This window comes from Jiella marina (assembly GCF_024359545.1).
GTDB lineage: Bacteria > Pseudomonadota > Alphaproteobacteria > Rhizobiales > Rhizobiaceae > Jiella.
In genome coordinates this window covers 198,353-221,503 of the sequence record NZ_JAKQZG010000004.1, presented here as the reverse complement: position 1 = coordinate 221,503, position 23,151 = coordinate 198,353, and the positions used below count along the sequence as shown (strand labels likewise).

Here is a 23,151-nt window from a genome sequence, read left to right as displayed (position 1 = left end):
CTTTCTCATCGTCGGTGACCTTACTGGGCGGTCAGCAGAGCTCGTCCCGACGTCGCCGGGCAGCCGTGACGGCGAGCTTGTAGGTAGGGTCCTCGCGCCAGTCGGCGTTGAGTGCCGTCCAGATGTCGTCGCGCCGAATGCCGATATCCTTCAGGAGATAGTCCGGCATGTCCGCAAGCGACTTTACGTATCGCCGGTTGATCATGGTCTTGACGATCGCGCGTGCGGCATAGGCGAAAACGCGCATGCCGGCGATGAGGCGCGCCGCGGGGGAACGGGTCGCCGTGGGGGTCGAATGTCTCGCAGTGATCGTCATGGCCTTGTCTCCTTTCACAGCCATCTGACGTCCGGAAAAAGCGGGAGCGCTCTCCCCTTCGCCGAAGCGAGGGGTGGAAGCGGCTCCCGAATGTTCCTGACGCTGCGAACATATGACGCCCCTATTGATCACGCCAACGAATGTTTTTAATGTCTGGCATCACCTCCGCTGATGGATAGACGTCATGGCCAATCCTCTCGATCTCGAACAGCTGCGCACCTTCGTCGCAATCGTCGACACGGGCAGCTTCACCAAGGCGGCCGAAGACGTGTTCAAGACGCAGTCTGCCGTCTCTATGCAGATCCGTCGGTTGGAAGAGAGGCTCGGCGTCTCCCTGTTCGAGCGGACCGGCCGGACGATCCAGGTCACCGACAGCGGCTCCCGGCTTCTCGCCTATGCCAGGCGCATGCTGAGCCTCAATCAGGAAACCCTGTCCGCCTTCGACCACGACGCCATGCAGGGTCAGGTGCGGATCGGCCTGCCGGACGACTACGCCGAGCGCTTCCTGCCCGAGATTCTCGCCCGGTTTTCCCGTTCGAACCCGCTCGTCGAACTGCAGATCGCCTGCGAGCCGTCATCCAATCTAGCCGATCACATCGACAAGGGGCGGCTCGACGTCGCCCTTGTCGCCGACTGCACCGTGGGAACGGTGATGCCGGAGATCGTCCGGCGCGAGCCGCTGCACTTCATGACCTCGGCCGCCCACGACGTCCACAACGAGGAAGTGCTGCCACTCGCTCTCGGGCGGCTCGACTGCGCCTGGCGGGCAGAGGGTCTGCAGGCCCTCGACGAGTCGGGGCGGCGCTACAAGGTCCTGTTCTCCTCCTGGTCGGCCCAGATCGTTGCCTCGGCGATCCTGTCGGGCCTGGCGGTCGGCGTGTTGCCGGAATGCGCGCTCCGCCCCGGCATGCGTGTCCTCGGCGAGCATGACGGCTTTCCGAAGCTGCGCGACAACGAAATCGGCATCATTCGCGCCCGCAATGCCGACGGCGCCGTCGTGACGGCGCTCGTCGACCATATCCGCGACAGTCTCGCGAACCTCCCGCCGAACGAGAAGGCTGCCAAACCCTCCCACCTGCCGGAAACGCGGCTCGTCCGGCCGCAGCGCGTGCGCATCGCCAGCGGCGGATAGACGAACTGACATGCGACCGGCCAGTCGGCCGCGCCCTCGCCCGGACCCGCCGCGTCACAGCCGCCGCTGCACTCATAAGCTTGATTTACGAAAGGTTACGATCCGAACCGATCGTTAACCATTGCGTGGCAGCTTTCCCAGAGCAAACGCAGCGCCCGGGAAGCCGGTGGCGTGGCCGCGTGCGCGGCGCGGTTTGGCGTGGCCAAGCCCAAACAGACTGTCCCGCTGGAGGAACTCCGTGAAAACACGATCCAATCGGCTGCAGAGCCTCGTCACAGGTGCGCTCATCCTCCTGGTAGCGGTCGTGCTGGGCGGTCAGGCATGGGTGAGCACAACCCTCCTGTCGAATCTCTGGACGCTCCATCAGGAATCGAACAAGGACTTCAACACCGCCCGGCAAACCGTCAATCTCGCCACTCTGGAGAAGGCCGTTCAGCTCGACGTCGTCCAGGTGCAGCAGTTTCTGACCGACATTTCCGCCACGCGTGGCCTTGACGGTCTGGACGACGGTTTCGAAGTCGCCGCCGAACATGCCGCATCTTTCGAGAAGAACCTTCAGGCTGCACGCGCGATCGCCGAGACCTTGAACTCCACAGAGACGGTCGCCGCACTCGACGCCGTGGGGGAGGCGTTTCCGGCCTATTACGCTCTCGGGATAAGGATGGCCAAAGCCTACGTCGCCGAAGGACCTGCGGCCGGCAATCGCCTCATGGGAGAATTCGACGCAGCGGCCCAGCGGATCAGTTCCGCCGTGGGTGACACCCAACAGAGCATCGAAGCTCTGCTCTCGCGTCTTGATGGAGAGCACGGCATCAAGGAGGCCGCGATCACCTCGAGCGAGACACGCGCCCTCACCATGGTGGTCATCGTGACGCTCGTCACGCTCGTTCTGGGGATCGCGCTGGCGTTTTTCATCAATCTGCGCCTGCTCCGTCCGCTGGGTCATGTCACCGGCGCACTCAACCGTCTTGCCCGGGGCGATAGCGTCGTTGACCTCGAGGAGGTCGACCGCAACGACGAGGTGGGGGATCTCGCGCGTGCGTTCCGCACCTTCAAGCGGGCAGCGGACGACAAGCAGCAGATGGAGGCCGAAGCACAAGCCCGCCGCGACGAGGCCGACGCGGAGCGCGATCGCAACAGCGCGTTCCAGACGGCGACGGCCCGCGAGCAGAAGCTCGTCGTCGACGAGATCGGAACCGCGCTTTCCGAGCTTTCCCGAGGCAATCTGACCCACCGGATCGATGCCCGCTTCCCCGAATCCTACGAGAAGCTCAGGACCGACTTCAATTCGGCGATCTCCACCCTCGCCCAGACGATGGCAACGATCGCCGGCGCAGGCGAGAGCATCCGCACCGGCGCCCGTGAGATGTCGACGGCCAGCGACGACCTGTCACGCCGAACGGAACAGCAGGCGGCCAGTCTCGAACAGACCGCAGCAGCGATCAGCGACGTGACTGAGGCCGTCAAGCGCGCGGCAGCCGGTGCCACCAGCGCCCGCGGTATCGTCGACACCGCCACTCACGAGGCCGAAGCCTCGGAGACCGTGGTTGATGGAGCGATCTCAGCCATGAGCGAGATCCAGAACTCCTCCCATCAGATTTCGCAGATCATCGGCGTCATCGACGAGATCGCCTTCCAGACGAACCTGCTGGCCCTGAACGCCGGTGTCGAAGCCGCCCGCGCCGGCGAGGCCGGCAAGGGTTTCGCCGTGGTGGCGCAGGAAGTGCGGGCGCTGGCGCAGCGTTCGGCGGAGGCCGCGAAGGAGATCAAGGAACTGATCGCAACCTCTACCTCACAGGTCGACGAGGGCGTGGAACTCGTTGGCCGCGCCGGCGACGTTCTGAAGGCGATCGTCGCCCATGTCGGCTCGATCACGACCGCCGTCCACGAGATCTCCGGCTCCGCCGCCCAGCAGGCGGCGAGCCTGACGCAGATCGACACCGCCATCGGCCACATGGATCAGATGACGCAGCAGAATGCGGCCATGGTCGAGGAATCGACGGCGGCATCCCAGCATCTGCTGACGGAAACGAACGAGCTGTCGAAACTCATCGCGCGCTTCACGCTCGCCAATGGCGCTGCGAAGTCCGCCACGACGACCGCGCCTTCGACCGGCACTCCGTCGAAGCCGAGGCCCGCCCCACGGCCGACACGCGCTGCGGTCTCCGGCAATACCGCTCTCAAGGCCGAGGCCGATCCTGACGCCGGATGGGAAGAGTTCTGATCAAGGCGGCGGTGGCTCCGGCCGGGGCCGCTACAGGTTCTTCGGCTTGCCCACCATGCCATCGAGCTTCGCCGAGCGCAGATCCGCATCAGCGAAGTTCGCCCCTTCCACCGTCGCGCCGCCGAATTGTGCCCCCGCCGCCTCCAGCCGCGTGAGGTCCGCACCCTCCAGCGAAGCGCCGGAGAAGTCGGCGAATTCGGCCGCCGCGCGCGACAGATTGGCCTCGGAAAGATCGGCGCCCGACAGATCGGCCGAGTTCAACACGCCGCGCATGAGCCCCATGGACTGGTTACGCATGTCGGCCGACAGATCGGCCCTGGAAAGATCTGCATCCACGAGCGTCGCCCGCGAAAGGTCGGCAGCGAGACGTGCGCCGGATAGATCGGCGCCGGTGAAGTCCGCATCCATCAACTGTGCCTGAAACAGGCTCGCGCCCGACAGATCGGCGCCAACGAAGTTCGCCTTCATCCCCCAGGACTGATCGAGCTTCGCCCCTTCGAGCCTCGCGCCCGAGAAGTTCGTGCCGTTGAGATAGGCTGCCGTGAGCCTTGCGTTCGAAAAGTCGAGACCGGACAGATCAAGCCCGTTCAGTGACTTGCGGGACAGATCGGCGGGCGCGTCGTCGGTCGCGCGCCTCAGAATCCCCGCGACCTCCTCTCGGGTGAGTTCGGCTTCGGTCATCCGCTCGGAAGTCATGTCGAGCCCGCTCAACATGCCCTGAGCCCCGGCGGAACCGGCCGCGACGCTCGTCGCCAGAACGAGACCGGCCAGCATCAGCATGGCGCGTTTCATGATCGTCTCCCTTCGATCGTTCTTCCGAACCGGGGACCGACGATGCGACCGCGCGGCATCCGACGCCTGCCATGCTTCGCTCCCGCGCGGCCCATCGGCGTGGTCCGGAATTCTTGATGCGCCCACTGATCTTCGTTTCCGCTGGGGCAATTGTTACGCGCATCCGCACGAATGGGTCAAAACGCTTCGGCTTGATCGGTCGCCATTGCCAGGCCGTGGACCGTGACAGCCTTGCTGTCGCATGCGCCCATGGTTCAGACTCGGCTCCATGAGCCCGCCATCCGAATCGCCCGTCACGAGCAATGTCGCCGAGTTCACCGTCTCGGAGATTTCCGGCGCCCTGAAACGTACCGTCGAAGACGCCTTCGGCCATGTGCGCATTCGTGGCGAAGTCTCGGGCTATCGCGGCCCACATTCGTCCGGCCACGCCTATTTCTGCCTGAAGGACGAGCGCGCGCGGATCGACGCCGTGGTCTGGCGGACGACGTTTTCGAAGCTCGCCTTCAAGCCGGAGGAAGGGCTCGAGGTAATCGCCACCGGCCGCCTCACCACCTATCCCAATTCCTCCAAATACCAGGTCGTGATCGAGGCGATCGAGCCGGCCGGGGCCGGGGCGCTGATGGCGCTTCTGAACGAGCGGCGGCTGAAGCTCGAAGCGGAGGGGCTGTTCGCGGCCGAGCGCAAGCGCCCCCTGCCCTTCCTGCCGAAGACGATCGGGATCGTCACCTCGCCGACGGGTGCGGTGATCCGCGACATCGCCCATCGCATCGCCGATCGCTTCCCGGTGCACCTCGTGGTCTGGCCCGTACGTGTTCAGGGCGAGACTTCCGGATCCGAGGTCGCCAGCGCGATCGAAGGCTTCAACGCCATCGAAGCCAGTAGCAAGCTGCCCCGACCGGATCTCATCATCGTCGCCCGCGGCGGCGGCAGCCTGGAAGATCTGTGGGGTTTCAATGACGAAGCGGTCGTACGGGCGGCCGCCGCGTCGCAGATCCCGTTGATTTCGGCCGTGGGCCACGAGACCGACTGGACGCTGATCGACCATGCCGCGGACCGGCGCGCGCCCACACCGACCGGCGCGGCCGAAATCGCGGTGCCGGTGCGGGCGGAACTGGCCGCCGATCTGGCGAGCCACAATGCCCGGCTCTCGGGGGCGATCTCGCGTCGGCTCGGCCAGGAACGCAAGGGCCTCTTTGCGCTCGCCCGGGCGCTACCGGGCATCGATACGCTTCTGGAACTGCCGCGCCGGCGGCTGGACGAGGCGACCAGCGCTCTCGCCGGCAATCTGAGGCTCGCGATCGGCGAAAAGCGCCAGGACTTCGCCACCAAGGCCGCGCGTCTCTCGCCGGGCCTGTTGCAGGCGTCGCTGCGCGATAAGCGAGCGACCTTGCGCCACCACGCCGTCCATGCCGATCACGGCATGCGTTTGAGGCTCGACGAGGCGCGGCGGCGTTTCGACCGCGCGGCCGCCGATCTGAAGCCGCATATGTTGCGGGCGCGCAGCGAGGCGGCGCGCCTGTCGCTACAGCAACTGGGCGAGCGGCTGGCACGCAGCGAGGAAGCGGAGCGGACGCGCCGGCGCGAGCGGCTGGACAATGCCTGGCGGCTCGCCTCCAGCCTGAGCCCCCTCAACGTGCTGGACCGCGGCTATGCGATCGTGCGCGACGAGAAGGACAACCCGCTGACGCGCGCGGCCGATCTCGAAGCCGGCATGGCCGTCAGCCTGGAATTCGCGGGCCGGCAAAAGCGTGGCGCGATCGTCACGGACGGCGCGGCATCGGCTGGTTCACGGACCAGACGCCCCCGCAAGGCCGCCCGGGCAAAGGCCGCGGCAGATGACCAGGGCTCCCTCTTCGGAGACAGCTAACACCTTGTTTCATCAACGCTGGAACCACCGGTTCCGGTAGCGGTTCTGTTGCCAATATCGCGGAAGTCCCAGTCTCAAGGAGGGAGCCATGCCTCGCGGCGACAAGGACAAGTACACCGACAAGCAGGAACGCAAGGCAGAGCATATCGCCGAGGGGTACGAGGAACGCGGCGTGTCCGAGGAGGAGGCGGAGCGCCGGGCCTGGGCGACCGTCAACAAGGAATCAGGCGGTGGCAACAAATCCGGCTCGGGGCGCGGTCAGGACGACACCCACGAAGCCTCCCGCAAGGGCGGCAAGATCGGCGGCGAGGCTTCGGCTAAACGACCCGCCTCCGAACGTTCGGCATCGGCCAAGAAGGCCGCCGAAACACGCAAGGCGAGCCAGAGTTCGTGAGGCCACCCCGCCCTCGGGCCTGAAGGCGGGGCCGGAAGTGAACGGCGACGCTTTTCTTGGGTGCTGCGGGTCGACCCCTCAGCGCTTGGGCTTTGGCAGGTTGGTGATGAGGAAACGCTTGGCAATGGCGATCTGAACGAGCGGGGCCATGGGCTTGATCCTTGAAGCTTGGTCGATTGCTCAAGTCAGTGGAAGCCTTAGAAGGGAAGCCGCTCCGCGAGGTTGAGATCCTTGGGCGGACGAAAGCGATGGACCCGCTGGCGATCCTGCACCGGCGCTTACCGGGAAACCTCGCTTCGCCCAACAGCCCCGCCCCTCCGATGCCACCCGGCCCGAGAATTCAGACCCGGGGTGCGTTCGCGCGAAAGTTTTGGGAAATCATCAGCCGAAGCCACGCGCGGAATCTGCTGCAAACACAATATTTGGATTCAATAGGTTAGTGCAAATTTCATCCGGCTGGCGTGAGATCACACAAAGCCCATGAGACACGCCATTGCCATCGATCAAAAAAACATGACCCTGCAAAAGGAACTTAGCCGGCTCCTCAACCTTATCCCTCAATCGCTGTCGATACGACCACCGAGAGAAGGGCGAGGTGAGGTATGATCGATGCAAAGAACGGCGCCTTCGAGGCAGCACATCGCAACCGCTATGCGGAGCGTCGGCAAGCATCCTCCGGTGCTTCCGACTGGGTGTCGCAACCGAACGTCAGCTATGCCAATGATGTGAAGCTTCCTCTTTACATCACTCTCGGATTCGCGGTTGCCACGATCCTGTTCTCAGCCCTCGTGGCTGCCTCGTACCTCTCGGATAGGGTCACCCAGTAAGCCCTTTCGGACGGCCATGCTGTCCCACCCAACGTCGCGAATGTGCAGCTTCTCGCAATCGTGCGCGGTCTGTGGGGCGTGGGGCGGGATGTTGCCCCCCTCCTGCAACACGAAGCGCTCCACCAATATGCCAGCGCAAGCCTCTTCTGGGCCTGCGGTGGAGCGGCACCGCTCTCATGCAAAAATGACGAGCAACTTCTTGCGTACCCTTCGAACCTTTATCGAAGCGCCACCGGACTGTGCGCATTGACGATCGTTGTCTATTGGATCGACAAATCAAGGTTGTAGGCGACGGTCTTGCCCGCATCCTTGTCATTGCCCAGCAGGTAGACGCGAATGGTGTAATCGCCGCTCTCGGGCAGTTCGAGTCGCGTCGATTTTCCGTCGGTCATCGAGCCGTTGAAGATCGCTTCGGCAGCGCTCCCGGGCGGCAGGATATTGAAATAGGCCGTCCCGCTTCCATTCCCCCCAGCGACCGTCAGTTCGGCGAACAACTCCTGGCCGGCATTTGCGCCGAGAACGTAGTCACGATAGGCGTCGCCTGTGATCTGTCCGCTGACCATGGTGCCGTAATCACCCGGCCTGAAGGTCACAGTGCTGGTTTCCTGTGAGAAGGCCGGCGCGGCGAAGAACGGAGCGAGTGCGAGTGCTGCCGTGAACAGTTTTCTCATCGTAGACTTCCTCCAAGACATCGGGCGCGCCGAAGAGTTGCGACATCCCAGCATAGCATTCTCGCCCTCACGAAGAGCTGCGGCACGGAAACGCAGAAGATGGTGAGGGAGGAGTCTGCGATGTGGGCGTCCCACGTTTTCGTCCGATCCGGATGATCTGCGCCGTCCTCGTCACGATCAAAGCCCGCTGGAAGAAGTGCCCCATTCGCGAGATGGCTACCGGCAAGGAACCGTCCCGGCGTCTCGCACGTCTCTCCGCTTTCGTGCATCACCGATCATCGAAGGAGGCATTCATGTCGCAGCAGGAATCCGGTCGATCGATCCAGGAAGAGAACATCCAGTGGAACGCGTGGTCGGACCACATTCGCGGTGAGTTCCCGGGGGTGCAATGGGGCAGCATTTTCTCCGAGCGCGAGGCGCCCGGCATGGGGCTGTTCGAGATCGAACCGGGCGCCGAGCTTCCCATGCACCATCACGACCCGATCGAGATCTATTTCGTCGTCTCGGGCGACGGCAAGGTCGAGATCAATCAGGAACCCCATCCGCTGCGAGCCGGTGCGACGGTCTATATTCCCTCCAACGCATCGCACGTCACCCTGAACACCGGCGATGCGCCGCTGCGAATCCTCTATGTGTTTCCCAACGCGTCATTCCGCGAGATCGAGTACAAATTCGACGAATAGAGCCCGGAGAACGGCTGTCAGGCCGTAGGGGCGGGCTTAGTTCGATGTTGGGTGCATCGAACCCGGATCAACCGAGCATTGGCGTATCCTCGTGAACAGCGGTGCCAGCTGTCCTCGCACGATCGCATCCGCGTCAAGGGCCAGGATCGGAAAAACGGCAAGGTCTGAAAACCGGAAGTCGCCGCCCGCTACATGATGCTGGCCCAGCAGAACCGGCCGCCAAAATTTCAAAAGAAAGAAATGGTACGGTTGGGTGGGTTCGAACCACCGACCTTCGGAGCCACAATCCGACGCTCTGACCAGCTGAGCTACAACCGCATGCCCGATCTCGCGATCACCCGACCGGATAGTGATTTTCGTCCTTCGATGCAAGCCCGATGATCCCGACAGTTTTCAGGATCGCGATCAGGACGGATGGCACCTGTTTGCCGAAGGACTGGAAAGACCAAGAAAAGCCGGCGCCGGGCGCCCATCGCGCTCGGCCGCTTCTCCCAACATACGGAAATGACGGACGATGCTCGCGCATGGCCCGTCATCGCAAACCGTTCGAGAGATTCCCCGGTCGATGCCAGGGAACCTGCCGCGGGACTACTTGGTCTTGCTGGCCTTCTGGAAGGCTTCGCGACCCGGCTTCATCATGTCCTGCGCCACGGCCTGGGTCAGCGTCTGCATTTCCTTGGCCTGATCGGTCGCCATCTCGACCTGCTTGCGCACATAGGCGCTCTGCATTTCGATGACTTCCGCAAAGGACTTCGCCGACATCATCGCGTCCAGATGCTGGAAGCCGAGCTCGGCATTCGTGCGCATCGCGTCGATCGCCTTCTTGGAGAGCTGAAGCGAACCCTGATGGGCGTTTTCCATCGTCGCCTCGAGCGCCTTGGTCGCCTCGTCGGAGGCGGACTTCATCCGGCCGTAAGCTTCCTTCGACTGCTCCATCGACTTCTGCGTCATGGAACGGAACGTCTCATTGAGCTGGCTCGGATCCATGCCCAGCATCGACTGTGCATTCGGCATGGCGAACGGATCGCTCTTGGCTTCGGCCATCTGGCTATCTCCTCGATTCTCGTTGGGACGATTTCTTATGGGATGGACAAGCGCGTCGCTTTTCCTATCCGCCTACACATAGCAAGAACCATATTGCATCGCAACATAATTGGCTCAATTTTTTTGCAATTGCTCAGTCGTTAACCGTTTCTTCAGTCAAACGGGCGCTTTGCGGCCCGCTTCTTTATTCGCACCCCGCACGACACTATGAATGAACCCTTAAGCGAACACGCGATGAAGGGCCCATGCGCGGCGGGCATGTGGCGAAAGTGAAAGCGTAATCCATGGCGATACTGACGACGTCGGATGCGGTCGCCATCATGGCCGAGCCGAGCATTCGCGCCGCAAATGATGCGACGACCGCCATCCTTGTTCTGTCCGGCGACCTGGCCCGACTGGTCTGGGCCAACAGCGCCGCCGCCCGCTCCTTCGGCCTGACCGCCGGCCTGCAGGATGGGGACGCCGCGCCCCAGGAGATCCTGCGCCAAGTCCGGAGTTCGGCGGGCGTATTCTCGCGGACCGGACGAACGACGCTGCTCCTGCGCGCCGCGAAGGGGCTCGGCGCCGGCGCGACGCCGTCCGAACTGCGACGGGAGAGCTTTCCTCTCCTTGGTGAGAACGCGGAGAGCTTCGCCGTCCTCACCGTGCCGCTGGCCAGACCGGCCCGCGCCCCGGATACGCAGGATGCAGCGCTTCTCGCCGAAGCCGGCGGCGGAACGCTCGGCCTCTTCCAGCCGGACGGCGAGGCGATTCTCGCGCCGGACGCCGCCGGGTCACCGGTCCCGGCCGAGGCGGTCGCCACCTTCGCCCAGGGAGATCGCGACATCACCGAGATCGCCGGCCATGACGGCCTTCGGGTCGTGCTCGCCCGCGTGGGCGACAACCGTATCCTCGCCTGGTCGGACGGTTCGCACCTCGCACCGTCAGAGCCGGCAGACGAGCCGCAAGCCGAATTCGGTCCCGAACACTCGGAAGACGGTCAGCAGTCCGACGCAGTGGACGAGAGCACTCAGGAAACGCCCGAAGACGTAAGCCCCGCTGCGGAACTCGCCCCGTCTCGGCGGAGGCCCCTGCGTTCGACGTGGCATGCTCCATCGCCCCAGAGTGTCGATACGCACGCCGATGCGGCGCCTCCCGAACAGGGCGATGCGTACGAGGAAATCCGGGAGGCGTCCGCCGCCAACTCGGGCGATACGGACGACGCGCCCGCCGGTGAGGAACCCGATCAGTTCCCTGCCCCGGATTTCGCCAACACCCCGCAGGAAACCGGCCCCGAGGATGCGGCCGGTTCCGAGGATGTGCCCGCGTCTTCGGCAGCACCACGGATCCATTCCGCCTGGGGCGCTCCGCCGATTGCCCCGAGCGCGGAGTTCCTGCAGCCCGAAGATCAGGCGTCGACGCCCGCAGAGACCGCTTCGGTGGAGGCCCGCGAGCCGGATGACGAGCCTGTTGAGGACGGAGGGGCTGGCGTTCAGCCGACGACTGTTGAGGAGCCGGCGATGTCGCCCGTCAGACAGGTTACTGTGGACGATTTCGGCTCGGTCGACGCAGGCCGGACATCCTGGGACGGGCCGGTCGGCTCGTTCATCCCCGCCACGGACCGCGAGCCGGTTCGCTTCGTCTGGCGGATCGACAGCGAGGGGCGGTTCCGTTCGCTGTCGCCCGAATTCGCCGATGCCGTCGGGCCCGCCTCGGCCGACGTGATCGACCGCAGCTTCGAGGACGTGGCGCGGGCCTATGGGCTCGATCCCGATGGCGCTATCGGCAAACTGCTCGCGCGGCGCGACACGTGGTCGGGCCGCACCGTTCTTTGGCCGCTGGAAAACAGCGACAAGAAAGTGCCCGTCGATCTCGCCGCCCTGCCGATCTATGCGCGGGACCGTTCCTTCGACGGTTTTCGCGGATTCGGCGTCGTGCGCCTGGCGGACGCCATGGCGGACGCCGAAGCGATCGGCCTCCATCTCCCGGAAGCGTTCGAGCGACTCAGTGCGGCGGACCTGGTCGCCGAGACCCGCTCCGAGGCATCGGCGGAGGATGTCGCTTCGCTCATGCGGACCATCAGCGCGGATCGACCACGCCCGCCGAGCTTCGGGCGACGCGATCCGGCCGACCGCCCCGCGGAGCCGGAAACGCCGCCGGCGGAGGACGACGTATCGGCGGATGGCGGCAAGGTGATCCACCTCGAAGAACGTCGTCGTCCCCGCGATGCGGCCCTCAGCCAGACCGAGGAAGCTGCCTTTCGGGCGATCGGCGAGACGCTTGCGCGAGGCGGCGATCCGAACGACCTGGTCGAGGCCGTGCGAGCGGCCTCAGAGCGGATCGACGAGATCGAGTGGAAGCGCTTTTCCGACGGCCCGGACGCGGAACCGGCTTCGGATCGGTCGAGCGAAGAGGTCGAGGAGAAAGGTGCGCCGCTCCCCGTGCCGACGAGTGAGGTGGGACCCGCAACCGAAGATGCGAGCGAGGAGGCTTCCGCCCCCGAGGCGCGCGCCCGTCTGATCGCCGAACTGGATCGTGTCTATGGCGCGATTCCCATGCCCATCCTTGTGCAGGCCGGCGACGCGCTGATCTACGGCAACCGCGAATTCTTCGATCTGACCGGCTATGAGGAGTTGGACAAGCTCGTCGCCGCAGGCGGGCTCGACCATCTGATCCAGGATCGGGCCGAGGACGACGAAAGCGGACTGCTGCGGATCGAGCGCGCCAACGGCCGAATCGTATCGGTTCGCGCGCGCATGCAGCGCCAGAGCGCCGTCGGTGCGTCGTATCTACTGATCGCCTTCTTCGCCTCGCCTCGCCTTTGCGCCCTCTGCGCCGACATGCTGGATGCTGCCGAGCGTCCGCAGATGCCGGATGCGGGGCCGGAGGAGACGCTTCCGGCGGCGACCGACGAGCTCGAAAGTGCGATCATCGATCTCGCCGCCGATGCGGTCGTTCTGTTCGATGACGAGGGCACCATTGCCGCGATGAGCGGGACAGCGCATTCGCTCTTCGGCATCGAACCCGGCGACGAGGATGGTCGTCCCTTCCTCTCCCTTTTTGCACATGAGAGCCAGAAGGGGCTGAAGACTGCGCTGAAATCCGCATCCGAAGAAGACGACGCGCCAGAGCCCGTCGCCGGGGCACCATTGGTCGACCGGGAGGTCATCGGGCGCGGGGCGGGCGGCGCTTTCCTGACATTGTCGGTCTCGATCGGGCGGCTGCCCGGGCGGGAAGGCTGGTGCGCCGTCATTCGCGACATCCGCCGCTGGAAGGAGGATCAGGATCAGCTCGAAAGGGCGCGGGCGAACGCCGAAGCATCAAGCCTGCAGAAGAGCACGTTCCTCTCCGAGGTCACGGAAGACATTCGCAGTCCCGTGGAAACCATCATCGGCTTCGCCGATGTCATTGCATCGGAAACCCACGGCCCCCTCGGCAACGAGCGCTACCTGGAATATCTCGGCGACATCAAGCGTTCGGGATACCAGGTTCTCGATCTGGTCAAGATCCTGCACGATCTCGGCAGGGTCGAATCGGGCCGGTTGCAGCTGGCCTTCGAGGCGGTTTCGCTGTCGGAGATCGTCAGCGAAGTGGTCCAGGTGATCTCGCCACAGGCCAACCGCCAGCGCGTGATCGTGAGAACTCACCTCCCCTCGTCGGTTCCCCCCATCGTGGGCGACCGCGATACGATTCGTCAGATCGCAACGAACCTCATCGCCGACTCGATCCGCTCGACGCCGGCCGGCGGACAATTGATCGTTTCGACGAAATTCGATCCGAATTCCGGCGTCAGCCTGCGCTTCCGCGACAGTGGCGTCGGCATGCGGGAAGAGGAAATCGAAGCGGTACTTCATACGCCCGGTAGCGCGGACTCCGCCCCCGGAGGCGCACCCCATCATCGGACAGCGTCGTCGGAAAGCGGCCGCCTCGGACTGCCTCTCACCAAGGCTCTGGTGGAGGCCAACCGGGCCGAGCTCTCGATCAGTTCAACGCCCGGGGAAGGAACATTGGTGGAGGTCCGCTTCGCGCTTTCGCGAGTGCTTGCAGACTGACGAAACCCGGCAGACGGACAAACTCCGCAAGCTGAACGGAGAAAGGGCCGCCCCTTCCGGAGCGGCCATTTCTTCATCACGGAGCTATTCCGCGTGTACCGTACCGGTCCGACCGACACGGCGCCGCCGGCTCAGGAGGCCTTGCGGCCCTTGCCATAGACCCAGTAATGCGCGTCTTCCTCGGCGATGTAGCGTGCGTCCGGAAGCTTGGTCACGAGATGCAGCGTGCCCTGCTTCTCGATCAGCTTGCCGACATCCTCGTAATCGGTGTCTTCGAGGTAGCTGTTGCGCGTCGAGACGACCATGTAACCGTCGTCCGAGAGATATTCCGCCAGACGGGTCAGCGCTTCCGGCTCCACATGGCCGAGCGTGAACACGCCGCAGCAGACGATCAGATCATAGGTCCGGTTGAAGACCGGCTTGTCGTCCCGGTTGAGGTCCACATTGCCCGCGAGTTCGGCATAGGCCTCGGTCTTTTCGGCGATGTCGCACATTTCCTGCGACAGGTCGAAACCGTCGATGACGTCGAAACCCTTCATCTTCAGTTCGATGCCCGCCAGTCCCGTTCCGCAGCCCGCGTCAAGGACGCGGATGGACTTGGCCGGCTTGCCGAGGAAGCTGTCGGCCACCATCAGGGCGATGCTGGCGATGGCCCTTGGGCCACCATACTCCTCGTTGCGAACGTCGTCGTCGTACTTCGCCGCCCAATCCGCATAGTACTTTTCGAGTTTTTCGGAATCGCCGGCTAGTTCGTGCGAGGCATGAATGGTGTTGTCCGATGCAGACAAGGCTCGTCCTCTCCTGTCTCGTTGAAAATGAAAGTGCCCTTACGAGTTATGTGCAGAAACCCCTATATCGAGGCTTGACAGCTGTTTTTGCTGAAACTTTTTTCTTAGCCCATGATATTCAAACGATTTCACGATTGACCGTGAAACACATTTCATCAGCTTTGGGCGTGCAGCGCACAATGTCGATGGGAACTTCCCCCAATCCGATCGGCATTCCCCGCCGGTAAAAATTGACGTGAACGGTCGCGTTATCTCTCGATGCGCATCGGTCGGGGTGGGCCCTAACAAGCTGAAACTGCTGGACGTTCGACCACCTTGGAAGCGTTCCAATTTAGAATACTTCTAACCTATTGATTTTACTGATGATTTCTTCGGTGCTAAGGGCTTCTCCCTGACATTTCGCCCTGACGATCGTCAGGGTGTCTGGTGCCATTGAGACCCGATTTGAAAGGAATGCGGATGCGACCCTTTTCGCCCAGGAACCTCGCCGCCGGTTTTGCAGCGTCCCTGTCGACCCTGGCGCTCGCCGGAACGACCACGGCCGCCAACGCTGCGGATGTGAACATCTACACGTCCCGTCAGCCGGAGCTCATCCAGCCGCTGCTCGACGCCTTCACGGAGGAGACGGGGCTTACCACCGCCACGATCTTCATCGACAAGGGTCTGGAAGAACGCATCGCAGCCGAGGGTGCCAATTCGCCCGCCGATCTGATCATGACGGTCGACATCGGTCGGCTCGACGCCGCCAAGCAGGCCGGTGTGGTCCAGCCCGTCGAAAACGACACTCTGGAAGCGAATATTCCCGAGAACTTCCGGGACGGCGAGAAGGAGTGGTTCGCCCTCACCGCCAGGGGCCGGGTGGTTTACGCGTCAAAAGACCGGGTGGATGTCGACCAGATCTCCTATGAGGATCTCGCCGATCCGAAGTGGAAGGGCCGCCTCTGCACCCGCTCCGGCCAGCACCAGTACAATATCGCGCTGATCGCCGCCTACATCGCCCACTATGGCGAGGATGCCGCGCGCGACTGGGTCGAGGGACTGCGCGACAATCTCGCCCGCCGGCCTGAGGGCGGCGACCGCGATCAGGCCAAGGCGATCTTCGCCGGCGAGTGCGACATCGCCATCGGCAACACCTACTACGTCGGCAAGATGGCGACGAACGAGAAGGAGCCGGAGCAGAAGGAATGGGCGGACGCCATCAAGGTGATCATGCCGACCTTCGACAATGGCCTCACCCATGTGAACATTTCGGGTGTGTCGCTGGCCAAGAACGCACCGCACAAGGACAACGCCGTCAAGCTGATGGAATTCCTGTCGAGCGACGAGGCGCAGAAGATCTATGCCGAGCTCAATTACGAATATCCTGTGGAGCCGGGCATCGAGACGTCGGAACTCGTGAAGTCCTTCGGTGAGTTGAAGCCCGACACGATCTCGCTCGACGAAATCGCCAGGCATCGCGCCGAAGCCTCGCGGATCGTCGACGAAATTGGCTACGACAACGGTCCCCAGAGCTGAGGACACCGGGACACCGTTCCGATCCGGCCAATAAGGTCGAAGGCGCTTGACCGCCGTCGCACAAATCCAGTCTCCCCCCTTGCGGGGGAGACACCCGGCAGGGCAGAGGTGGGTCTGCGGCTGCCGAATAACTTGATCGGCGATTGCAGACATCCCTTTGCCTCCTCCCGACCTCGCCCAGAAACCGTCCTGATGTCCGCCACGCATCCCGAAAAGGTGCCGCTGCCTGCCCGTATTCGGCTGCGCCGCTCCTCCGATACGCCCTTCGTCGCGGCGGCGGTCTTCGTCGGGCTGGTGGTGACGATGCCGCTGATGGCGCTTGTTTGGCTCGCGCTCTCCGGCACTTCGGAGAACTGGGCCCATCTCGCCGGCACGATCTTGCCGGAGGCCAGTTGGACGACGCTTCTCCTCATGGCCGGGATTGCCGTCACGGCCGGCTCGATGGGGGTGGTCACGGCCTGGCTGGTGGCAACCTTCGAGTTTCCGGGCCGCCGGGTCTTCTCCTGGGCCCTGGTGCTGCCACTCGCCGTGCCGACCTATATCGCGGCCTATTGCTTCGTCGAATTCCTGCATTTCGCAGGTCCCGTCCAGGGCACGATCCGCGCATTATTCGGCTACCAGACCAGCCGGGAATACTGGTTTCCCGACATACGCTCGCTCTGGGGCGCGGTCCTCATCCTGTCTTCCGTTCTTTACCCGTACGTCTTCCTGACCGTGCGGATGGTCTTCCTGATGCAAGGCCGAAAGGCCGGCGACGTCGCCCGCACGCTCGGCGCCTCGCAGGCCTCGATCTTCCTGCGCATCCTGTTGCCACTTGCGCGTCCGGCCATTGCCATCGGCGTGACGCTCGCCCTGATGGAGGCAGTGAACGACATCGGCGCGGTGGAATTCCTCGGCGTGCGCACCCTGACCTTCGCGGTCTATTCTACCTGGCTCAATCGCGGTGACCTCTACGGCGCGACCCAGATCGCCCTGTTGATGCTCGTGGTGATCGTGTTCCTCGTCGCCGTCGAGCGTTTCGCAAGGCGCCGGCAGCGTTTCACGCTCGGCCGGGCCGACCGGCCAGTCCCCGGTTCTGAGCGGCTTGGCGGCGGCAAGGCAGCGCTTGCCTGGCTCGCCTGTCTGATGCCCATTCTGCTCGGCTTCGGCATCCCCTTCGCGGTTCTGGCCGATTACGCGGTGGAGCGGCTGGACCAGCTCGCCGATCCCCAGCTCTGGCGGGCCCTGGAGCATACCGTCGTTCTCGCAGGCACGACCGGTCTCGTCACCATCGTCGCCAGCTTCTTCCTGGCCTATGGCGTGCGGCTCACCGGCTCTCGGCGCCTGATCCTGCTGACGCGCTTTGCGGTGCTGGGCTACGCCGTTCCCGGCACGGTGCTCGCCATCGGCATCCTCATTCCGCTCGCCGGCTTCGACAATTGGGTCGACGCCCATATGCGTGCGACCTTCAACGTTTCGACCGGCCTGCTGCTCTCGGGCTCGGGCTTTGCCATCGTCTATGCCTGTTTCGTGCGCTTCATGGCGATGGGCCACGGCTCGCTTGAAAGCGGCTTCGGCAAGGTCTCGCCGCATCTCGACATGGCCGCACGCACCCTTGGCCGCACGCCGGGGGCGACGATGATCGAAGTGCTTCTGCCGCTCATGCGGCCGGCCCTCCTCACCGCCTTCCTCATCGTCTTCGTCGACGCGACGAAGGAGCTTTCGGCGACGATCCTGCTCAGGCCCTTCGACTTCGAGACGCTCGCCACCTTCGTCTACCAGCAGACCTCGCGCTCGGCCTTCGAGGAAGGCGCCGTCGCGGCGCTTCTGATCGTGCTGGTCGGCATGCTGCCGGTCGCCATTCTCAACCGCTCGATCCTCGCCGAAACCGCCCGAAGCTGAGGCGGTTCGCGGCCTTCGTGTCACGCTTCTTCGCGGACTTGGCGCTTTGCCCCTCCCAGGACGGGATTTCGGCTCTAGCTGCGACGTCACGACACCCGTCGTTCTCCTCGCCCGGGAGCCGACGGAGAAAGCCGACCGGATCGACGAGGAAGCGCGACCATGTCCGAAATCACCGAGCCGAAAACCGCCAACGGGGCCTGGCTCATCGTTGCCAGCAGCCTGATCGGCGCGTTGATCGCCGCCTTCAACCTGGTGAACGAGGGCAATGGCATCGCCTTCACCTTCGGTGCGTGGCTGGTCTTCGTGTCGAGCCTCCTGGTCTGTCTGGCCGGCGGCATCCTCGCCCTGCACCTCGCGGTCCCGAGCTGGCAGCGGGGCCTCTTCGCCTTTCTCATCCTTCTCGGGATCCTCGGCACCGGCGCCGCCGCCTATTTCCTGCTGGCCTATGTGCTTCTCGCGGCCATGGTCGTCGCCCTGATCGGCTGGCTCATCCATGTGGTCGCGGATCCCGCGCCCCTCGACTGATCCGCCTGGACCTCACTTCGGGATTTCTTCCATGATGACACACGCCAGGACATTCGCCGTCTCGGCCGCCCTCGCCCTTCTTCTCGGCGCCGCCGCCAATTCCCGCGCACAGGAGCAGGACGGCGGGGAAACCCCCGCACCTTCACGATACGGGGCGCCCGACGAGAACACCTCCGGCGGCGAAGTCCAGCCCACACAGTCCGAAGATGGAGGCGAAGCGACAACACCGGAGCTGACCACCGAGGAGACCCAGGGCGGCGGTAGCGTCCAACGTCCCGCCGATGCAGCTTCGGCAGACTCTGGCCCGGTCGAGCCCACCGCGGACAAGCAGCCGGACGCCTGGATGGAGTCGTCCGACAGCTGGGCCACGTTCAATGGCGACCTGAGAGCCCAGAAATATTCCTCGGCTGACCAGATCACGCCCGACAACGTCAAAGACCTCGAGAAGGTCTGGGAGTATCACACCGGCGATGTCTCCGACGGCTCCGGCGACATTCCGACGACCGTGTGGTCGGCCACGCCCCTCTTCGTCAACGACACGCTCTATTTCGGTACGCCCTTCTACCGGATCATCGCGCTCGAGCCCGATACCGGCAAGGAGAAGTGGACCTTCGATCCCGACGCGCGCCTGGAAGCGCTGACCCAGCCGGCGATGAAGAATCGCGGCGTCGCCTACTGGCAGGCGGATGAGCCGCAGGAGGGCGAAGCCTGCCAGAAGATCGTCTATGTCGGCACCATGGACGCCAAGCTCTATGCGGTCGACGCCGACAGCGGAGAGCCCTGCGCCGAGTTCGGTCAGGACGGCATGCTGGACGTGAACCAGTGGAACACGGTCAATGACAAATGGCCGCTGTCGCTGCTCCAGCCGCCGACAGTCTATCAGGACACGCTGTTCCTCGGCTGGGCCGGCAAGGACTGGACCGACAGTGCGGCCCCTCCGGGCACGGTCTTCGCCCTCGACGCGCGCACCGGCGAATTGAAATGGATGTTTCACGCGCTGCCCAACGAGGTGATCGAGCGCACCGGCACGGCCAATGTCTGGGCCTCCATGTCGATCGACCCGGAACGCGGGCTTCTCTACATTCCGATCTCCTCGCCGAGCCCGAACTATTACGGCGGCAACCGCCTGGAGGAACTGCCGCTCGCGACGTCGGTCACCGCGCTGGACACCGAGAGCGGACAGGTCGTCTGGAGCCGGCAACTGATTCATCACGACATCTGGGACTATGACACCGTCGCCCCGCCCACGCTGGTGGATATCGAGAAGGATGGCGAGACCGTCCCTGCCCTTGTCCAGATCTCCAAGCAGGGTTTCATCTACGTGCTGAACAGGGAGACCGGCGAACCGATCTATCCGATCGAGGAGCGCCCGGTTCCTGCCTCCGACATTCCGGGCGAAGAGGCCGCGCCGACCCAGCCATTCGTCGACAAGCCGGAACCGGTGGTCGGCGAAGACTGGCCCGGCATCTCGCCGCTCGCCGACCTCGTCAGCTTCGGCGAGTGCTCCCGGCGCGCGGAGAGCTATCGCTGGGAGGGCCGCTTCACCCCGCCGAGCCTCGAAGGCACCATCGCCTATCCGCCGACGACCGGCGGCTCGCAATGGGGCGGCGGCGCGGTCGATCCGGAAACCGGCGTCTATGTGGTCAACTCCAATTCCGTCGTGCAGATCTACACGCTGATCCCGCGCGACGAGTTTCAGCAGAAGAGCCAGGAGGGCGAGACTTCCGGCTATTACGCGCAGGGCGATGTGCCTTACGGGTTCCGCCTGCAGACCTTCCTCAACTGGGCCGGCATGCCCTGCTGGAACGGCCCCTATGGCACCATCGCCGCCTACGATCTGAAGACCGGCGAGCGGCTGTGGCAAAATCCGTTTGGCCAGGTCCAGAAATACGGCTTCTACATGCCGGAATCCTGGGGTTCGGTGACGATCGGAGCGCCGGTGGTCACCAAGAGCGGGCTGATTTTCATCGGAGCTTCCATGGACAGCCGTGTCCGAGCGCTTGATCTCGGCTCGGGTGAAGTCCTGTGGAAGGCGCTGGTCGACGCGCCGGCAGTCTCCATGCCCGCGGTCTACACCTACAAGGGCAAGCAGTACGTGACCTTCGTGGCGGGTGGAAACACGATCCTGCTGCCAAAGGTCTCCGACCAGATCGTCACCTACGCCCTGCCCGACTAAGACCGGTCGCAAGACACCGGCTTCTGCGGCCGCGACCCGAACCCGCGGCCGCAGCGGGCGACTTGCGAGTGCACCTTGAGGGAAAGGCCGCCCTCGCGCATGGAAGATAAGGAAAAAACAAGAGCATGGCGCCACAACAGGTCAATGAAGGCGGAGCGGGCGAGACCGGCCCTATCGAAAGCGTGACGATCACGGGCGGAGGCCTGAGGGCGCGGCTTCTGACCTTCGGTGCGGCGCTGCAGGATCTCAGGCTCGATGGTCACGAAGCTCCGCTGGTGCTGGGCTTCGAGGATCCCGCTCTTTATCCTGAACACTCACCTTATTTTGGCGCCACTCCCGGCCGCTTTGCCAATCGCATCGCCAATGGGCGTTTCGAACTCGACGGCGAAACCCATCTGACCGAAACGAACTTTCTCGGCCGCCACACCCTGCATGGCGGATCGCGAGGAACCGGCAAACGCATCTGGACTTTGTTGGAGAGCGGTGTGGATTTCGCCCGTTTCGGACTCCATTTGCCCGACGGGGAAATGGGTTTTCCCGGCAATCTCGATGTATCCTGCACCTACAGGCTCAAGGCGGAAGGGACGCTGGCGATCCTGATCGAAGCGACCGCCGACGCGCCGACGGTCTGCAATTTTGCCCATCACAGCTATTTCAACCTCGAAGATGGCGGCCGCAGCTCCATCGCCGATCACCGTCTTTCCATTGCGGCCGATTCCTACCTTCCAGTCGACGAGGAACTCATTCCGACGGGGAACATCGAGCCGGTCGAAAATACACCGCTGGACTTTCGGGCCGAACGCACGATCGGAGAGACGCCGGGCGGTTTCGACCACAATTTCTGCCTTGCCGCCCATCGCGGGCCGCTTCGCCAGGTGGCGGAAGTTGCCGCGCCCCGCTCGGGCGTCAGGATGCAGGTCCTGACCACGGAGCCGGGATTGCAGTTCTACGACGGCGCGCGAGTCGCACGGCAGCATCCCGGGCTCGACGGTATCAGTTACGGCCCCCACGCAGGCCTTTGCCTGGAGGCGCAAGTCTGGCCGGACAGCCCGAACCATCCCGATTTTCCGCGAGCCGTATTGCGTCCCGGCGAGACCTTCCGCCAGGAAACGCACTATCGCTTCTTCAAGGACTGACCGGTTTCAGCTGCATCGTTTCGGGTGGACCTGGCTCAACCTTCCACGAGGCGGCGCGCCTGATCGATCCAGGCTTCCTCGCGGATACGACCGGGGAAGCCCAGTTCCTGTTCGATCCAGATCGCCTCTTCGGGACGCAAAGCCGCGATCTGGTCGAAATGATAGAGTCCGCGTTCGAACAGCAGCTTCTCGATCGCTGGGCCGATGCCATCGATCCGGGTGAGGTCATCCGGATTGCCTTGGCGGGGGCCGGGCAGACCGGCGGGCGCTGTCGCCTCACCCGGCTTGAGCCCATCTGCCGGATCGCCACCGGCTGTGAGGGTGTGCAAAGGAGCCTGCGCGCCGCTCGTCCGGAAGGCGGCTTCGCCTCCGGCACCGGCCGGATCGGATACCGCAGGCTCGACAATGCCAGCGCGCGGCTCGGCGCTCATTGAAGCTGCAGCGTTGCTCGTATTGCGCAAATGGCGGTAGTCCACCGTTCGAAAGTCCTTGTCGAACTTTTCGGCCTTGTGTTTCTCGGCCAGCGGGTCAGGCGGCAATCGACGTTGATCCTTCTGAGGCGTCGGGCCATCCGGATTGGAGAATGCCAGCTTGCGGCGGCGCTCGGCATGAACGGATTTGGCCTTCTCGGCCTCTGATTGGGATGCGCCGTTGCCTTCTCCCGGCAGGGTCGGCATGAGATCGGGAACCCGTTCGTCGCTGCGCCCGCGGATCACGTCCGCCGAGACGACGCTGCCACCGAAATTGGCGAATTGCGCATTCTGGACCGGAGCGGGATCGCCCCTCCTTTCCGCTTTCGCCGGCTGCCAGCTCGAATGCTGGCGCTTTCGACGCAAGCGTTCGCGTTGCCGTGAAGCTTCGTCGTCGGACAGATGCGAATAATCGAGCGTCCTGAAATCGCGATCGAAGGCGCCGGCGCGGTGCTTGGCCTCCAGCGGATCGTCGCCATTCTCCTCCGGCGGCAGCGCCGAACGGCCGGCTTCGAGCCGCTTGCTGGTTTCCTTGTGGACGGCGACGGGATGGTCTTCCTCGAACGATTCCGGCGCCGGCGCCTTGCCGGAGGTCTTTGCACTCATGGTCCTGGTCCCGTCTGTGTTTGGCGTCGCCGACCCAGCCGCCGCACGATCGCCTGCCTCGCTTTCGCCGGTC

The 23,151-nt window shown here is 64.1% G+C and carries 18 protein-coding genes and 1 tRNA gene; 12 read left to right on the top strand and 7 right to left on the bottom strand.

The window, feature by feature from the left end:
* Positions 1 to 31: 31 nt before the first annotated feature.
* Positions 32 to 316 (bottom strand): DUF1127 domain-containing protein, encoded by a 285-nt coding sequence (locus MF134_RS09405; RefSeq protein ID WP_255339184.1) that lies wholly within the window; start codon positions 314 to 316, stop codon positions 32 to 34.
* A 184-nt stretch (positions 317 to 500) separates the two neighbouring features.
* Here MF134_RS09405 and MF134_RS09400 point away from each other — a divergent pair, with 184 nt between their 5' ends.
* The gene (locus tag MF134_RS09400; protein WP_255339183.1) at positions 501 to 1,448 is read left to right on the top strand and encodes a LysR family transcriptional regulator; all 948 of its coding nucleotides are present in this window, start codon (positions 501 to 503) and stop codon (positions 1,446 to 1,448) included.
* A gap of 238 nt (positions 1,449 to 1,686) precedes the next feature.
* Complete coding sequence (locus tag MF134_RS09395) at positions 1,687 to 3,672, top strand: methyl-accepting chemotaxis protein (protein ID WP_255339182.1); 1,986 nt, start codon at positions 1,687 to 1,689, stop codon at positions 3,670 to 3,672.
* 30 nt (positions 3,673 to 3,702) lie between these two features.
* On the opposite strand, the gene MF134_RS09390 is transcribed toward MF134_RS09395, so the two are convergent.
* Positions 3,703 to 4,464 carry a pentapeptide repeat-containing protein gene (locus tag MF134_RS09390; RefSeq protein ID WP_255339181.1) on the bottom strand — a complete coding sequence of 254 codons (762 nt, stop codon included), beginning with the start codon at positions 4,462 to 4,464 and terminating at the stop codon, positions 3,703 to 3,705.
* Between the two features lie 268 nt (positions 4,465 to 4,732).
* Here MF134_RS09390 and xseA point away from each other — a divergent pair, with 268 nt between their 5' ends.
* The 3 genes from xseA (at position 4,733) to MF134_RS09375 (ending at position 7,552) form a co-directional block, all read left to right on the top strand.
* Complete coding sequence (gene xseA / locus MF134_RS09385; protein WP_255339180.1) at positions 4,733 to 6,331, top strand: exodeoxyribonuclease VII large subunit; 1,599 nt, start codon at positions 4,733 to 4,735, stop codon at positions 6,329 to 6,331.
* Positions 6,332 to 6,419: 88 nt separating this feature from the next.
* Entirely contained in the window at positions 6,420 to 6,725 is a 306-nt protein-coding gene (locus tag MF134_RS09380) for a plasmid stabilization protein (protein WP_255339179.1), read from the top strand.
* Positions 6,726 to 7,327: 602 nt separating this feature from the next.
* Positions 7,328 to 7,552 carry a hypothetical protein gene (locus MF134_RS09375; RefSeq protein WP_255339178.1) on the top strand — a complete coding sequence of 75 codons (225 nt, stop codon included), beginning with the start codon at positions 7,328 to 7,330 and terminating at the stop codon, positions 7,550 to 7,552.
* 260 nt (positions 7,553 to 7,812) lie between these two features.
* Here the strand turns inward: MF134_RS09375 and MF134_RS09370 are convergent, their stop codons facing one another.
* A complete protein-coding gene (locus MF134_RS09370) occupies positions 7,813 to 8,223 on the bottom strand; it encodes a hypothetical protein (protein ID WP_255339177.1) in 411 nt (136 codons plus the stop codon).
* A gap of 293 nt (positions 8,224 to 8,516) precedes the next feature.
* Here MF134_RS09370 and MF134_RS09365 point away from each other — a divergent pair, with 293 nt between their 5' ends.
* The gene (locus MF134_RS09365) at positions 8,517 to 8,906 is read left to right on the top strand and encodes a cupin domain-containing protein (RefSeq protein WP_255339176.1); all 390 of its coding nucleotides are present in this window, start codon (positions 8,517 to 8,519) and stop codon (positions 8,904 to 8,906) included.
* Positions 8,907 to 9,147: 241 nt separating this feature from the next.
* Here MF134_RS09365 and MF134_RS09360 read toward each other — a convergent pair.
* Both MF134_RS09360 and MF134_RS09355 read right to left on the bottom strand, forming a co-directional pair.
* Positions 9,148 to 9,224: transfer RNA gene (locus tag MF134_RS09360), tRNA-His, on the bottom strand.
* A 270-nt stretch (positions 9,225 to 9,494) separates the two neighbouring features.
* Positions 9,495 to 9,950, bottom strand: a complete 456-nt coding sequence (locus MF134_RS09355) for a phasin (RefSeq protein ID WP_255339175.1) — start codon at positions 9,948 to 9,950, stop codon at positions 9,495 to 9,497.
* 284 nt (positions 9,951 to 10,234) lie between these two features.
* On the opposite strand from MF134_RS09355, the gene MF134_RS09350 reads away from it, so the two are divergent.
* Positions 10,235 to 13,981 carry an ATP-binding protein gene (locus tag MF134_RS09350; protein WP_255339174.1) on the top strand — a complete coding sequence of 1,249 codons (3,747 nt, stop codon included), beginning with the start codon at positions 10,235 to 10,237 and terminating at the stop codon, positions 13,979 to 13,981.
* 131 nt (positions 13,982 to 14,112) lie between these two features.
* On the opposite strand, the gene MF134_RS09345 is transcribed toward MF134_RS09350, so the two are convergent.
* Positions 14,113 to 14,769 carry a class I SAM-dependent DNA methyltransferase gene (locus MF134_RS09345; RefSeq protein WP_255339173.1) on the bottom strand — a complete coding sequence of 219 codons (657 nt, stop codon included), beginning with the start codon at positions 14,767 to 14,769 and terminating at the stop codon, positions 14,113 to 14,115.
* A 459-nt stretch (positions 14,770 to 15,228) separates the two neighbouring features.
* Between MF134_RS09345 and MF134_RS09340 the strand changes: the two genes are divergently transcribed.
* The 5 genes from MF134_RS09340 (at position 15,229) to MF134_RS09320 (ending at position 22,002) form a co-directional block, all read left to right on the top strand.
* Entirely contained in the window at positions 15,229 to 16,284 is a 1,056-nt protein-coding gene (locus MF134_RS09340; protein WP_255339172.1) for a Fe(3+) ABC transporter substrate-binding protein, read from the top strand.
* Between the two features lie 192 nt (positions 16,285 to 16,476).
* A complete protein-coding gene (locus tag MF134_RS09335) occupies positions 16,477 to 18,165 on the top strand; it encodes an ABC transporter permease (protein WP_255339171.1) in 1,689 nt (562 codons plus the stop codon).
* A gap of 159 nt (positions 18,166 to 18,324) precedes the next feature.
* Positions 18,325 to 18,690 carry a hypothetical protein gene (locus tag MF134_RS09330; protein ID WP_255339170.1) on the top strand — a complete coding sequence of 122 codons (366 nt, stop codon included), beginning with the start codon at positions 18,325 to 18,327 and terminating at the stop codon, positions 18,688 to 18,690.
* A gap of 31 nt (positions 18,691 to 18,721) precedes the next feature.
* A complete protein-coding gene (locus tag MF134_RS09325) occupies positions 18,722 to 20,866 on the top strand; it encodes a pyrroloquinoline quinone-dependent dehydrogenase (protein WP_255339169.1) in 2,145 nt (714 codons plus the stop codon).
* Positions 20,867 to 20,991: 125 nt separating this feature from the next.
* Entirely contained in the window at positions 20,992 to 22,002 is a 1,011-nt protein-coding gene (locus tag MF134_RS09320; protein WP_255339168.1) for an aldose epimerase family protein, read from the top strand.
* 35 nt (positions 22,003 to 22,037) lie between these two features.
* Here the strand turns inward: MF134_RS09320 and MF134_RS09315 are convergent, their stop codons facing one another.
* Positions 22,038 to 23,078, bottom strand: coding sequence for a hypothetical protein (locus tag MF134_RS09315; RefSeq protein ID WP_255339167.1), 1,041 nt, complete (start codon positions 23,076 to 23,078; stop codon positions 22,038 to 22,040).
* Between the last annotated feature and the right edge of the window lie 73 nt (positions 23,079 to 23,151).